We start from the raw sequence: 13,452 nt of genomic DNA, 5'->3' as shown, positions 1-13,452 counted from the left end.
GATCATGCTCGCGGCCCGGTGGTCTGGAGAGCGTCAGCGAAGCCCTTATACATCCTTTATCCGAGCTGTGCGAATCTGTCGGGTAGCCGGGACGGGGCAAGGGAAGGACACGGCGTGCGGGTGCTGGTGGCGGACGACGAGCGATTGCTGGCCGACACGGTCGGCGAAGGACTACGCCGGCTGTCGATGGCCGTCGACGTGGTCTACGACGGAGACGGGGCCCTGGAACGACTTGGGGTCAACCGGTACGACGTGGCCGTCATCGACCGGGACATGCCGGGACACACCGGCGACGACGTGTGCCGATCGATCGTCGACTCCGGTGACGGCACCCGGGTGCTGCTGCTGACCGCAGCGGCCGGCATCCGCGACCGTGTCGAAGGTCTCGGCCTCGGTGCCGATGACTACCTGACCAAGCCGTTCGCGTTCGCCGAGCTCGTCGCCCGGGTCCAGGCTCTGTCCCGGCGCTCGGGCCCGGCGTTGCCGCCGGTGTTGGAGCGCAGCGGGATCGTCCTGGACGTCACGCGGCACACGGCCACCCGCGACGGTCGGGTGCTGTCGCTGTCACCGAAGGAGTTCGCCGTCCTGCACGTGCTGATGCGGGCGGGCGGCGGTGTCGTCAGCGCCGAGGACCTGCTGGAACAGGCCTGGGACGAGCACGCCGACCCGTTCACCAACTCGGTCCGCATGACCGTCATGACGCTGCGCCGCAAGCTGGGCGAACCCGAGGTGATCCACACGGTGCCGCGTGCCGGATACCGACTCGGTCCATGAGTCCCCGGACACCGGCCCGACGAATCCTGCTGCTGTGTGGCGCGCTCCTGCTCGCGGCCCAGGTCGCACCGCTGCTCGCCGGGCAGACACTCGCCTGGTGGCAGGCGTTCAGTACTGATTGGTGCGGAATACCACCGGGGCGGGCGCCGGACAGCGATGCCCCGTTCATCTGTGTGCAGATGTTCCGGCGGCCCAGCATCCCCCGCGCGATCGCTCTCGCCGCCGTGCTGGCGGCCATGTTGGCCGCCGCGTACCCGATGGTGCGGTGGTGCCTGCGGCCGATCCGGGAGCTGGCCGCCGGAATCGCGAACGTCGGACCGATGAATCTGGGTCACCGGCTCCGCCCAGGTCCGGGCCGTTCCGAGCTGGCCGAGCTGGGCCGCGCGATCGACGAGATGATGGATCGGATAGCCGTCGGCTATGAGGCACAGCGCCGGTTCGCCGCGGACGCGTCCCACGAGCTGCGTACCCCGCTCGCCGTGCAACGGACACTGATCGAGGTCGGCATGGCCCGGACCCTGACCGCCGAGCAGCTCGAGCTCCTCACGACCCAGTTGCTGGCGACCAATGAGCGCAACGAGCGCCTCATCGAAGGGCTGCTGGTGCTCAGCGAGAGCGACCGCGGTCTGGTCGCCCGGACACCACAGCGGCTCGACCGGATCGTGGCCGCGGTGCTCGACGCTCATCAGGCGCGGGCCGCCGAAGCCGGGGTGACGATCACCAGCCGGCTCCAGCCCCGGGTGGTGCTCGGCGAGCAGGTGCTGCTGGAGCGGCTGGTCGCCAACCTTGTGCAGAATGCCGTGAAGTACAACCGGGCCGACGGGGTCATCGAGGTGCAGGTCGGTGACGATCCCGCCCTGGTCGTGTCGAACACCGGCGATGACGTGCCCGTCGAGGAGGTATCGGCCCTGTTCGAGCCGTTCCGGCGCCGGTTCGGGAACCGTATCGACCACAGCGGCGGGGCCGGGCTCGGACTGGCGATAGCCCGCTCGATCACCCGGGCACACGATGGCATCATCGCGGCCTCGTCTACCGGCCACGACGGCCTTCGTGTCCAGGTGTCGTTCCCCGCCGCGTCGTCGCCCACCGCCTCGATCTGAGGCCTGCGGCGCATCTCCTGCGCGGGCGATCAACCCGCCGGCGTCATCGAACAAGGGCTGGCTCTCGATCCTCCGAGAGCCCGCCCTTGGTCTGCTACTTCTTGTGGTGGAGCTGAGGGGATTCGAACCCCTGACCCCCTCGATGCGAACGAGGTGCGCTACCGGACTGCGCCACAGCCCCCTGTACGGGTGGGCCCGCCGCCAGGAAAACCGGGCAGTGGACCGGCGACAAGGCTAACAGGTCGGGCACTCGGCACGCGAATCACTCCCGGCATGGCTCGACGCCACCGCCCAAGATCCCGACGATCTTGCACTTATCTGTCGACAATTCCGACAAAAGCTCTCGATAACTGCAAGATCATCGAGCAAGGGGTGGCCGGGGAGGGGTGGGTCAGGAGCGGCCGTCGTAGCTGCGGCCGGCCTCGTAGGCACGGCCCCGCAGGCCACCCGTACGGCGATAGGAGACCGACCCGGTGACCCCACCACCAGCGCCGCCACGGCCACCGCCGCCGCTGGCCGCCGCCGGCAGGTCACGCGGCCGGTCCAGACCCATCGCGGCGCGGCGCATCACCTCACGCTGGGCCGCGAGCCGGCGCTGCTGCTCCCGGCGGGCCGCCGCGCGGCGGGCCTGCTCCCGGCGCACCTCGGCCTGGCGTACAGCCAGCCAGGCGGCTTCCCGGGCCCGCTGACGGCGACGGCGCTGCTCGGCGATCGCCCGGTTCCGCAGGTGCACCAGGTATGCGGCGAGCAGCAGCGCGGTCACCGCGAAGCTGATCCAGAAGCCGGGGCTGACCACCAGGACACCAACCAGCTCGACCAGGTTGAGCAGCAGCAGGGCGGCGAAGACCCGGCGCCGGCGGACCACCGCCGGGGTGTGCCGGCGGGTGCCGGCCCGGCGGGGGTGGCGGCCGGCCGCCGGGACCAGGCTCAGCCGGCCGCCACGTCGGCGGCCATCAGCACCTCCGCGACCGCCAGCACCTCCACGGCCGCCAGCACCTCCACGGCCGGGCGGCGCGTTGTCCGGTGCGACCGGGAGCGGCTCCGGCGGGCTCCCCGTACCGTCGCCGGCTGGCGCTGGCGGACGGACGGTGAGCCGCCGGGCGCGGGGCGGGTTCAGCGGCGCGCGTCCGGGCACGGTGCGGCGACGGCGGCGGCGTTGCAGCACCCGCGCCGTCGACTGCGCCCGCTCCGCCACCAGGCGCTCGGTAGCGTCGTACCGACGGACCAGTGCCGGTGCGAGGGCGAGCAGCCCGGCGGCGGCGAGGACGGCGAGGAGCACCGAGGTCGGCACCCTCACCCCTCCCGTCACCCCGAGGCAACCAGCCACCCGCACACGAACATGAAGGCGTGATAGGTTGCCGTACCTTCTCGTTACTTGAGGTTACGGTCGTCCGACCAGGAATTTTGTACGCCGCGCCGACCACCGTCGACGGATTGGTTCAGTGTGCGCTGGCTCTCAGCCGCCGCCACCGGGCCAGCAGTCCTCCCTCGACCAGCACTTCTTCACTGGTCAGGGCGTATCCGATGTGGTCACGCCAGGCACCGTCGATGTGCATGTAACGGTGGTGGTAGGACTCCTCACGGAAACCCAACTTCTCCACCACCCGCCGTGACGGCAGGTTCTCGGGTCGGATGTTGACCTCGATGCGGTGCAACCCGCCGGAGGCGAAGGCGTGGTCGACCGCGAGGGCCAACGCGGTCGGGATCACCCCGCGCCCGGCGACAGCCGTGTCCACCCAGTACCCCGCGTAGCCGGAACAGAACGCGCGGCGCACGATGTTGCCGATGTTGAGGTGGCCCACCAGCCGTTGCGCACCCGACTCGACCAGGCAGACGGCGAACGGCATACTCTCCCCACGCCGGGCCTGCCGGCGCTGGTCCCGGTAGAGGTAGCGGAACGCGTCCGGCGAGTTCAGGTCGTACCACGGGCCGGGCGGCGTCGACTCCCAAGGCGCCAACCAGGCCTGGTTGCGGCGGCGGACCGCCGACCATTCGGCGGCGTCACTTCGCCGGTACGGACGCAGCAGCACCGGCCCGTCGCTGAGCACCACCGGCCAGCCCGGTGCCTCGTCCCCGATCACCGCTGCCGGTCCAGCAGCAGCACGTCGACGGTGGAGCCGGCGGCGGCGGTGGTCACCCGCTCCCCGAGGACCAGCAGGCCATTCGCCTCAGCCAGCCCGGACAGGGTGAACGGCCCACCGGGCAGTGGTTGCACGGTGTAGCCGCCGCCACGCCGCTCGGCGACGTTCGCCGGCCGGAACTCGCGCAGTCCCGCCGGTGACGAGACCGTCTCCAACAGATGAGCACGCACGCTGGGCCGGAACACCGGCTCGGCACCGGCCAGCAACTGGATCACCGGCCGGCCGAGCACCTCGAAGCCGACCAACGCGGAACCGGGTTCACCGGGCAGGCAGACCACGGGCACCTCCTCGGCTCCGACCGTACCGAATCCGAGGGCCGTTCCGGGATAGAGCGCGACGTCGGTGAACTCGACCGGCCCCGCGCGGCCCCCTTCCCGGCGGGAGAAGATCCGCCGCACCATGTCCCCCGGCCCGGTGCCGGTGCCACCGGTGGTGATGATCAGATCGGCGCGCATCGCCTGATCCTCGAGCAGCCCCCGCAGCCCCTCCGGATCGTCGTCACAGATGCCCACCCGGTACGCCAGCGCGCCCACCTCGGCGACCGCCGCGGTGAGCGCGTGCGAGTTCGCGTCGACCACCTGCCCCGGCTGGCTGCTGCGGCCGACGTCGACCAGCTCGTCACCGGTCGCCACGATCGCCACCCGAGGGCTGGGCCGGACCACCACGTGCCCGATCCCGGTGGCGGCGAAGACCGCCACCATCGCCGGGGTCACGTAGGAGCCGGCGCGGGCGAGCACTGCCCCGGTCGGCAGCTCGTCACCGGCACGCCGCAGCCCGTAGCCGCGCCGCGGCACCTGGAAGATCTCCACGGCGGCCATGCCCTGGTCGGTCCAGTCGATCGGCACCACGACGTCGGCGGCGACCGGCAGCGGCGCACCGGCCGCGACCGAGAAGCAGGTGCCCGGGGTCAGTCGGACCGGACGCCAGCTCGCCGCGCCCAGGTCGCCGACCACGTTGAGCCGTACCGACCGGGGCTGCGCCGACGCCGACCGGCTGGCCGGGATCGCCTTGCCACCCCGGCCGGCCGGCGCGATGTCCTCCCACCGCGCCGCGTAACCGTCGATGACGGCCTGGTCGAACGCGGGAAAGGCGTGCGGCGCCACGACATCCTCGGCGAGGAGGTTGCCGTGCGCCTGGGTCAGGTCGAGGTCGAGCGGCGGCAGCGGCCGAATCCTGCGCAGCACGCTGCCCAGGTAGTCGGCGAGCGGCGTCAGCTCGTTGAAGGCCGCCTCGGCACCGGCCGTCGCGGTCATGTAGTGGGCACCCCGGGGGTGTCGGCGACGAACTCCTTCAGCCAGGCCCGGAAGTCGTCGCCGAGCCCGTCACGCTGGCAGGCGATCTGCACCACGGCCTGCAGGTACCCCAGCGGCGCGCCGGTGTCGTAGCGGGTGCCCCGGTAGACGATGCCGTGCACCGGCGTTCCCTCGGCCAGCAGCATCGCCATGGCGTCGGTCAGCTGGATCTCGCCGCCACTACCCGGCTTGGTCCGCTTGATCGCCTCGAAGATGCTGGCCGGCAGGACGTAGCGGCCGAGCACCGCCAGGTTGCTCGGTGCCTCCTCGGCGGACGGCTTCTCCACCAGGCCGGTGACCCGGACGATCTCGGCACCGTTCTGCACCGCGTCGGCGGCGGGTTCGACCGAGGCGATGCCGTACCGCTTGGTCTCGGCCGGCGGCACCTCCATGAACGCCAGGACGATCCCGCCGGCCCGGGCCTGCAGGTCGATCATGGCCGGTAGCAGCGGGTCGTTCTCGTCGACGAACTCGTCGCCGAGCAGCACCGCGAACGGTTCGTCGCCGATGTGGCTCTGCGCGCAGCCGACCGCGTGGCCCAGGCCGAGCGGCTCGTGCTGCCGGCAGGTGTAAATGTCGGCCAGCTCGCTGGGCCGGCGGACCGCGGTGAGCCGCTCCTGGTCGCCCTTGTCGGCGAGCCGACCCTCCAGGTACGGCTGACGGTCGAAGTGGTCGACCATCGAGGTCTTGCCGCGCCCGGTGATCAGCAGGACGTCGTTGATCCCGGCGGCGGCGGCCTCCTCGACGATGTACTGCAGGACGGGCCGGTCGACCAGCGGCAGGAGTTCCTTCGGTACGGCCTTGGTGGCGGGCAGGAACCGGGTGGCGAGCCCGGCGGCGGGGATGACCGCCTTCACCGCCCGCCGGTCCGTGCCGGCGTTGGGGGTCGTTGCTGGGGTGGCTGCATGCTCCGACATGCCGCGAGACTATCGGCCACGGGTCTGTCGCGGCGGGTGTGGCCCGAAAGACGCGCCGCCGCCGGGGGTCTGTCCACCCTCCGGGTCGACCGCCGCGCCACCGGCGGGGACCCGGGCGGAGCGCTCCGGGGCCCGGTTGGCCACCTGGAACGTGTCACGGCCAGCGGCTTTCGCCGCGTACAGCGCGTCGTCGGCGACGTCGAGGACGGCGTCACCGCCGTCGGCGTGGTCCGGGTAGACGGCTATCCCGATCGATACGGTGACCGAGACCGTCGCCGGCCCCCGCCGACCGGAACCGGTGTGCGGATCGACCCGGAACGGGCTGGCCCGGATCACCTCACAGAGCCGTTCGGCGACGATCACGCCGCCGCGTACGTCGGTCTCCGGCAGCAGCACGACGAACTCCTCGCCGCCCTGCCGGAAGGCCAGGTCCACCTCGCGGATCTCCATGCGTACCCGGCGGGCGAACTCGACCAGCACGGTGTCCCCGGCGCCGTGTCCGTACGTGTCGTTGATCTCCTTGAAGCGGTCCAGGTCGAGCACGAGTACGGCGAGCATCCGGCCGAACCGGTTGGCCCGCTCGATCTCCCGGTTGATCGACTCCCGCAGGTGCCGGTAGTTCCACAGCCCGGTCAGCGGGTCGGTCACCGACAGCCGCTCCGCCTCCTTGTGCATCCGGACGTTGTTGACGGCGACGGCCGCGTGCCCGGCGAACGTCCGCAGCGTCATCAGGTCGGCGTCGTCGAACTCGTCCCCGCCGAGGCGGTCGTAGACGGCCAGCACCCCGAAGGCCGCCGGACTGGTCGACTGGCGGCGGGCCGACCCGCGCGTACCGGCGGACCCCGCGCCGGCGGTCGCGCCGTCGTCGCTCCAGTTCGGTACCGAGAACGGCACCGCCACGTAGGTCCGGCACGCCGGCTCGTACGCCGACAGCACCGGGCCGTCGCGTTCGATCCGGCCCCGCCGGGGTTTGCCGCTGACCGCGACCGAGCCGAGCAGGCCGCTGCCGAGCGGGACCTGCAGGGTGTCCGACGGTGCCGGTGCCGTGCCCGGTGGCACCGGCACCGCGCCCGGCGGCGTCGGTGTGGCACCGATGGCCGCCGGGTCGGGGCCGGTCGGTGGTCGCGGCTGGGACGACTGCCCGACCAGGACGCCGGCGGCCGGGTCGAGCACCAGTACGGCGCCGTCGCGGCCGCCGGTGGCGGCGAGCGCGGTCTGCAGGATCACCCGCAGGATCCGTTGCAGGTCGTGGGTGCTCGACAGGGTGTCGCCGAGGATCGTCAGCTGGCCACGCAACTGGTCCCGGCTCGCGGTGAGGGCCTGTACGTAGGAGTGGGCCTCGCGGGTCATCCGGTTGAAGATCGTCGCCAGCTCACTGACCTCGTCGGACCCGTGGACCGGCACCCGGGCGGTCAGGTCGCCGTCGACGACCCGGCTGGCCGCGTGCGCGAGCTCGGCCAACGGTTGGGTGGTGGAGCGGGCCAGCCACCAGGCGGCGACGACGGCGAGCAGTCCGGCGAGGACGACGGTGGCCACCAGGATCGCGTACAGCCCGGACAGCTGCTCCCGTGGGGTGGACAGGGCCAGCGGCAGCGGCTGGCCGTCGGCCGGGCCGAGCCGCCGAACGTGTCGTCCGCTGTCGTCGGTGGCGGTGTCGCCGTCGGCCAGGGCGGCGGCGGTCGCCGCCACGCTGGCGCGGACCGTCGCCGGTTCGGTGCTGTAGACCACCGTCGTGGCGTCGGTGTCGGCGAACAGGGTGACCCCGACCCCGCTGGCGGCGGCGAGCCGGGTGACGAACGTGGCATCCAGCAGTTGCGCGGCCGCGATCTGGCCGACCAGGCTGCCGGCCGGGTCGCGGACCTCCACGTGGGCGACGACGGCCAACGCGTCGGAGGTGGGGCGGCCGGTCGGCGCGGGGTCGGTCGCGGCGGCCCCGCCAGCGGCGGTGCCGCTGAGGCAGCCGATCCACGGCGACGGCGGCGGGTCGCCGATCTGGGCCGCCACGGTGCCGTCGGCCCGGCTCACCCGCACCGCCGAGGCGATCCCCCGGGCCACCACCTGGTTCGCGGCGTCGGTGACCTGCCCGGGTTCGGGCAGTACGGCGATCGCCCCGGCCGCCGCCTCCAGCTGCGCGCACATGGCGTTGATCGAGGTACGGACGCTGGCGGCGGCCAGTTCCAGCCGCTCCAGCGACCGGCTCTGCCCGACGGCGGCGACGGTGGCGCCGACGAAGAACGCGCCGAGCAGCACCGGTCCGAGCACGACCAGGAGGAAAGCGGTGGTCAACCGTCCACGCAGGGTCACGCTTCCCCCAGAGGATTCTGCACCTGTTGCTGCGATGCTGACACAGCTCGGAATTTTCGCGGCGGTTGCCACCAGGAGTGTTGAGTGTCGGTTTTTCCCGATGAAGCGAACGGGTACGCATCGACCAAGGGCCGGGTCCGTACCGACATCCTCGCGCGACGGCGCAAGTTGACCGCCGCGCAGCGGGCCGCTGCCGACGACCGGATCGCCGCTGGGCTGCGCGAACTGCTCACTGCGCTGCGCCCCGGCCTGGTCGCCGGATACGTCCCGTTCGGCACCGAGCCCGGTGGTGACGGCCTGCCGCTGCTGCTCGCCGAAGCGGCCGGCGGTGCCGACCGGGTGCTGCTACCGGTCCTGCTGGCCGACCGGGACCTGGACTGGGCACCGCTGCACGACCCGGACGGTGAGCGGTGGGGTCCGGCGGCGGTGGCCCGGGTCGACCTCGTCGTGGTGCCGGCACTCGCCGTCGACCGGCACGGGGTACGGCTGGGTCGCGGCGGCGGTTCCTACGACCGGGCGCTGGCGCGGGTGCCCGCCGGAGTGCCGGTCGTGGCGCTGCTGCACGACGGGGAGCTGCTGCCCCGACTGCCGGCGCAGCCGCACGACCGACCGGTGACGGCGGTGGTCACTCCCGGCGGGCTGCACTGGTTGGCCGATCAGGGTGATGGCCGTCCGGCGGGGTGAGCCGGACCGGCTCCCGCTGGACGTACCGGGGTCCGATGACGCACCATTGGCACTCGAATAGGTTGAGTGCCAAACGGCCAGCCAAGCTCGGAGGAGACCGTGCCTACGTACCAGTACGCCTGCACCGCGTGCGGACACCAGCTCGAGGCGGTGCAGTCCTTCACCGATGAACCGCTGAGCGACTGCCCGTCCTGCGAGGGCCGGCTCCGCAAGGTCTTCAACTCGGTCGGCATCGTCTTCAAGGGCTCCGGGTTCTACCGGACCGACTCCCGCGGCGGCGACGGCAAGGGCGCGGCCAGCAACGGTTCCTCGACCGGGTCGGAGAAGTCGACGACGGAGAAGAAGGACTCCGCCGCAGCCAGCGGCTCCGGATCGACCTCAGGCTCCGGGTCGGCGTCCGGCTCGGGATCGTCGTCGAACGGCGGCACGGCATCCGGCGGCAGCACGCCGGCCGGCTCGACCTCGACGAAAGCGCCGGCGGGTGCCGGGTCGGCCAGCTGACCGGCGCTCAGCCCCAGTGCGGCGGCCGCTGCTCCAGCAGCCAGTCGTCGTGCTGCCCGGCCCGGTCGCCCCAGCCCTGATCGGTGTCGTCGCGGGTCTGCTCCGGTAGCAGCGGCGCGTCGTCGTCACCCAGGTCCACGACCCGGTCGGCATCGCCACGGGCGTCAGCGGGGACAGCGTCCAAGTTCGGCACGGTCCCAGGTTACCCGGCCGGGGTTTGGTGACGACGCCACCGGCCGGGGATTGGTAGCGTCGTCGACCGTGACGACAGATGACGGCCCGGCACCGGACGCGTACTGGCGACGCCCCGATCCGTCGTCGGACGGCCCGGCCGACGACGCCGGCCCGGGCCGGGGCGCCCCGCCGCCCGCGCCGGCCGTCCCGCCCTATCCCGGGCCGCCTGTCGGTGCCCCGCCACCGCCGGGCTGGCGGCCGCCGCTGGTGGTCAACCCGGCCCCGCCCGGCGCGCTGCCGCCGCAGGACACCGTGGCGGTGGACAGCGCAGAACGCAGCGCTCGTACGGTGACCTACGGGGTCGGCATGATCGCGGCCGCCGTCATGATCATCCTGACCTGCCTGCTCTGCTCCCGGCTGATCTTCTGAACCCAGCCGGTCGGCCACACTGTGGCCACGGCCACCACCGGCCCGGCATCGTCTTGTCCCGCACCCACCTGCGTGTTTCGATGGACAGATGCGCGCGGAGGAGGAGTTGCGGAGCCGGGGCCTACGGGTGACCCGACCCCGGCTCGCCGTGCTCGAGGTCCTCGCCCGGGGCGGTCACCTCGGGGTGGACGACATCGCCCGACAGGTCCGCGACCGCATCGACTCGGTCTCCACCCAGGCCGTGTACGACGTGCTGAACGCGCTGACCCGGGCCGGGCTGGCCCGGCGCATCGAGCCGGCCGGTGGCGCGGCCCGGTACGAGCGGCGCACCGGGGACAACCATCACCACGTGGTCTGCCGGCGCTGCGGGGTGGTCGGCGACATCGACTGTACGGTCGGTGCCGCCCCCTGTCTGGAGCCGGATGCCGACCATGGCTTCGCCATCGACGAGGCGGAAGTCACCTTCTGGGGCCTGTGCCCCGACTGTCGACAGTCGGACCCGGGATGACCGAGGCCGACGGTGGGCACCGGGCGGTGGACGCCGCAGCCGGGCACCGGTCGACCGACACCGCCGACCTCGGGCTGTTCGGGCCCGACTCGGTGACCTGGCGGGTACACGACGAGCCGATCCTGATCGTCGCCGGGCTGCGCAGCCTCTACCTACAGGCGTTGCACCCCCGGGCGATCGCCGGGGTGGCGCAGAACTCGCACTACCGCACGGACCCGTTCGGCCGGCTGATGCGTACCTCGATCTACGTGGCGACCACCGTGTGGGGCACCACCGCCGAGGCGAACGCCGCCGAGGCGAACGCCGCCGCCGCCCGGATCCGCCGGCTGCACGCTCGGCTGCGGGCCACCGACCCGGCCACCGGTGCCGAGTTCCGCATCGACGAGCCGGAGCTGCTGCGCTGGGTGCACGTCACCGAAGTCGAGTCGTTCCTGTCCACCGCCACCCGGGCCGGGCTGGACCTCACCGCGGCCGAGATCGACCGTTACTACGCCGAGCAGCGACGCAGCGCGGAGCTGATCGGACTCGACCCGGCGAGTGTCCCCGGCAGTGCCGCCGAGGTCGCCGCGTACTACCGGGCGGTCCGCCCGCAGCTGAGGATGACCCGGGACGCGGCGGACACCGCGCTGTTCCTCACCGCGCCCCCGGTGCCCGGCCAGCTCAGCCTGCCGTGGCGGATCGGGCTCGGGTTCGGCCCGCCCCGGCTGGCGTACCTCGGGGTCGCCGCCACCGCGATGGGCCTGCTGCCAGCCTGGGCCCGGCGCATGTACGGCGGTCCGGGTCTGCCGACCACCGACGTCTGCGCGGCGCTGTCCGCGCGTGGCCTGCGGCTGGCGCTACGGGCGGTGCCCCGCAGCCTGGTCGAGGGCCCGATCCGGCAGGCCGCCCGGCGCCGGGCCGAGCAGGCTGGCCGCGCCGACGAGCCGGTCAGTCCTCGGCCGCGGCCCGCGGCTGCGGCGACGGGTTGAGCAGCCGGTCGACCGCCGCCCACTGCTGCTGCTCCGGGTAGCCGGCCCCGGCCGGGCAGGTCCGGCGGTAGTCACACCATCCGCAGAGCGTGCCGGGCGTCGTCGGGAACGCCTCGTCCGGATCCGCTCCGTCGGCGACCGCCCGCTGCGCGGCGGTGATGTCCCGGGCGGTCGCCTCGGCCCGCACCACCTGCCGGTCCAACGACTCGTCGCTGTGCACGAACGCGCTGACCGTGCCGGTCGGCAGATGGTGCAGCTCCACCCGGCGACAGGGCCGGCGGAACATCCGCTGCGCGGCGTAGGCGTACAGCGCCAGGGCCTGCGACCCACGGGCGTCGTCCGAGGTCAGACCGGTCCGACCGGTCTTGTAGTCGACGATCACCACCTCCGGACCGTCCGGCCCGGATCGGGCGTCGATCCGGTCGGCCCGACCGTTGAAGGCCAGCACCGACGTCTTCACCGCGACCACCCGCTCCACGCCCAGCGGCTCGACCGTCGGGTCCAGCGCACCGAGATACGCTTCCAACCACTGCAGCGCCTGCCGGTAGGCGGCCCGTTCCTGCTCGTCGTCGCGGTAGCCGTCGCGTACCCAGGTGTTCTTGAGCAGCGCGGCCGCCGCCTCCGGTCGGCGCTCGGGCACCGGCCGGGAGTACCAGGCGCGCAGCGCCGTGTGCACGCTGGCCCCGAGCGAGTTGTGCGCCCACGGCGGCCCTTTCGGCGGGGCCGGCCGGTCCAGGTAGGTGTAGCGGTAGCGGCGGGGGCAGTCGGCGTAGGCGGCGAGTTTGCTCGGCGTGCAGACGAACAGCCGCTCGGGCATGCCGTCGAAGCCGAGCTGCTCGGCCTGGGGCGCGCCGGCACCGGGGCGCCGCTGGCCCGATGGGGAGGAAGGTCGGGGCACCCGCCGATCCTGCCACGGCACGCTCACCGGAGGGCGGCCGAGGGCCGCCGCGCCGCTGAGGGACCGACCGGTCCGGGCGAGAATCAGCGGCGCGGCCGCAGGTCAGCCGCCGGCCACATAGGAGCGGACGAAGGCCGCCACCGCGTCGGCGATCAACTGGACCGCGATCGCGGCGAGCAGCAGGCCGGCGATGCGGGTCAGCACCTCGATGCCACCGGGCCGCAGCACCTTGACGATGAGCCCGGAGAAGTGCAGCGTCAGCCAGACCACCACCATCACCGCGACGATGCCGACCGCGATCGCCACGTAGTCGGCGGTCGCCTCGGCCCGCTGCACGAACAGCATCGTCGCCACGATCGCCCCCGGCCCGGCCAGCAGCGGCGTGCCGAGCGGGACCAGCGCGATGTTCGACGTCGACTGCTGCCCGGGGTCGTCGGCCTTGCCGGTGAGCAGTTCCAGCGCCACCAGGATCAGCAGCAGCCCACCGGCGGCCTGCAACGCCGGCAGGTCGATGTGCAGGTACGCGAGCAGGGTCTGGCCGGCGACCGCGAACACCACGATCACCCCGAGGGCCAGCGCCACCGCCTGCCAGGCGGCCCGACGGCGTTCCCGGATCGGCAGCGCCCCGGTGAGCGCGAGGAAGATCGGCACCATGCCGGGCGGGTCGGTGATCACCAGCAGGGTCACGAAGACCTCGCCGAACAGCTTGACGTCCACCCGCCCAACCTAGTGGCCGCGGGATCGGCGGTCCCGGTCAGACCG

The 13,452-nt window shown here is 73.0% G+C and carries 15 protein-coding genes and 1 tRNA gene; 7 read left to right on the top strand and 9 right to left on the bottom strand.

From position 1 onward, the window contains the following. The first annotated feature begins 114 nt into the window (after positions 1 to 114). On the top strand, positions 115 to 774 hold the full coding sequence (locus O7623_RS25105; RefSeq protein WP_282225436.1) for a response regulator transcription factor: 660 nt from the start codon (positions 115 to 117) through the stop codon (positions 772 to 774). After that, positions 771 to 1,874, top strand: coding sequence for an ATP-binding protein (locus O7623_RS25100; protein ID WP_282225435.1), 1,104 nt, complete (start codon positions 771 to 773; stop codon positions 1,872 to 1,874). The genes O7623_RS25105 and O7623_RS25100 overlap by 4 nt, the downstream gene beginning before the upstream one ends. Before the next feature lie 104 nt (positions 1,875 to 1,978). Here the strand turns inward: O7623_RS25100 and O7623_RS25095 are convergent. The 6 genes from O7623_RS25095 to O7623_RS25070 form a co-directional block, all read right to left on the bottom strand. Next, positions 1,979 to 2,055 (bottom strand) — tRNA-Ala (locus O7623_RS25095). A 210-nt stretch (positions 2,056 to 2,265) separates the two neighbouring features. Beyond that, a complete protein-coding gene (locus O7623_RS25090; RefSeq protein WP_282225434.1) occupies positions 2,266 to 3,171 on the bottom strand; it encodes a hypothetical protein in 906 nt (301 codons plus the stop codon). 142 nt (positions 3,172 to 3,313) lie between these two features. Beyond that, positions 3,314 to 3,955, bottom strand: coding sequence for a GNAT family protein (locus O7623_RS25085; protein ID WP_282225433.1), 642 nt, complete (start codon positions 3,953 to 3,955; stop codon positions 3,314 to 3,316). Continuing rightward, positions 3,952 to 5,268, bottom strand: a complete 1,317-nt coding sequence (gene glp, locus O7623_RS25080; protein ID WP_282225432.1) for a gephyrin-like molybdotransferase Glp — start codon at positions 5,266 to 5,268, stop codon at positions 3,952 to 3,954. The genes O7623_RS25085 and glp overlap by 4 nt, the downstream gene beginning before the upstream one ends. Continuing rightward, positions 5,265 to 6,224: a UTP--glucose-1-phosphate uridylyltransferase gene (locus O7623_RS25075; protein WP_282225431.1), complete on the bottom strand. Its 960-nt coding sequence runs from the start codon at positions 6,222 to 6,224 to the stop codon at positions 5,265 to 5,267. The genes glp and O7623_RS25075 overlap by 4 nt, the downstream gene beginning before the upstream one ends. Before the next feature lie 9 nt (positions 6,225 to 6,233). Beyond that, positions 6,234 to 8,528: a diguanylate cyclase gene (locus O7623_RS25070; RefSeq protein WP_282225430.1), complete on the bottom strand. Its 2,295-nt coding sequence runs from the start codon at positions 8,526 to 8,528 to the stop codon at positions 6,234 to 6,236. Between the two features lie 84 nt (positions 8,529 to 8,612). On the opposite strand from O7623_RS25070, the gene O7623_RS25065 reads away from it, so the two are divergent. Together O7623_RS25065 and O7623_RS25060 are read left to right on the top strand one after the other, a co-directional pair. Further along, positions 8,613 to 9,212: a 5-formyltetrahydrofolate cyclo-ligase gene (locus tag O7623_RS25065; RefSeq protein WP_282225429.1), complete on the top strand. Its 600-nt coding sequence runs from the start codon at positions 8,613 to 8,615 to the stop codon at positions 9,210 to 9,212. Between the two features lie 99 nt (positions 9,213 to 9,311). Further along, a complete protein-coding gene (locus O7623_RS25060; RefSeq protein WP_282225428.1) occupies positions 9,312 to 9,713 on the top strand; it encodes an FmdB family zinc ribbon protein in 402 nt (133 codons plus the stop codon). A 7-nt stretch (positions 9,714 to 9,720) separates the two neighbouring features. Here O7623_RS25060 and O7623_RS25055 read toward each other — a convergent pair whose 3' ends face one another. Continuing rightward, positions 9,721 to 9,906 carry a hypothetical protein gene (locus O7623_RS25055; protein ID WP_282229703.1) on the bottom strand — a complete coding sequence of 62 codons (186 nt, stop codon included), beginning with the start codon at positions 9,904 to 9,906 and terminating at the stop codon, positions 9,721 to 9,723. A 68-nt stretch (positions 9,907 to 9,974) separates the two neighbouring features. On the opposite strand from O7623_RS25055, the gene O7623_RS25050 reads away from it, so the two are divergent. The 3 genes from O7623_RS25050 (at position 9,975) to O7623_RS25040 (ending at position 11,792) form a co-directional block, all read left to right on the top strand. Beyond that, positions 9,975 to 10,316, top strand: coding sequence for a translation initiation factor 2 (locus O7623_RS25050; protein WP_282225427.1), 342 nt, complete (start codon positions 9,975 to 9,977; stop codon positions 10,314 to 10,316). Between the two features lie 88 nt (positions 10,317 to 10,404). Next, positions 10,405 to 10,824 (top strand): Fur family transcriptional regulator, encoded by a 420-nt coding sequence (locus tag O7623_RS25045; RefSeq protein ID WP_282225426.1) that lies wholly within the window; start codon positions 10,405 to 10,407, stop codon positions 10,822 to 10,824. Then, positions 10,821 to 11,792 carry an oxygenase MpaB family protein gene (locus O7623_RS25040; protein ID WP_282225425.1) on the top strand — a complete coding sequence of 324 codons (972 nt, stop codon included), beginning with the start codon at positions 10,821 to 10,823 and terminating at the stop codon, positions 11,790 to 11,792. Before O7623_RS25045 ends, O7623_RS25040 begins: the two co-directional genes overlap by 4 nt. On the opposite strand, the gene O7623_RS25035 is transcribed toward O7623_RS25040, so the two are convergent. Next, the gene (locus O7623_RS25035; RefSeq protein ID WP_282229559.1) at positions 11,752 to 12,609 is read right to left on the bottom strand and encodes a PD-(D/E)XK nuclease family protein; all 858 of its coding nucleotides are present in this window, start codon (positions 12,607 to 12,609) and stop codon (positions 11,752 to 11,754) included. The genes O7623_RS25040 and O7623_RS25035 overlap by 41 nt on opposite strands. A 183-nt stretch (positions 12,610 to 12,792) precedes the next feature. Next, positions 12,793 to 13,407: a MarC family protein gene (locus O7623_RS25030; protein WP_282225424.1), complete on the bottom strand. Its 615-nt coding sequence runs from the start codon at positions 13,405 to 13,407 to the stop codon at positions 12,793 to 12,795. Positions 13,408 to 13,452: the final 45 nt, after the last annotated feature.

Source organism: Solwaraspora sp. WMMD791 (assembly GCF_029581195.1).
GTDB lineage: Bacteria > Actinomycetota > Actinomycetes > Mycobacteriales > Micromonosporaceae > Micromonospora_E.
The sequence above is the reverse complement of the archived record's forward strand: the minus strand, read 5'-3'. Positions and strand labels throughout refer to the sequence as shown.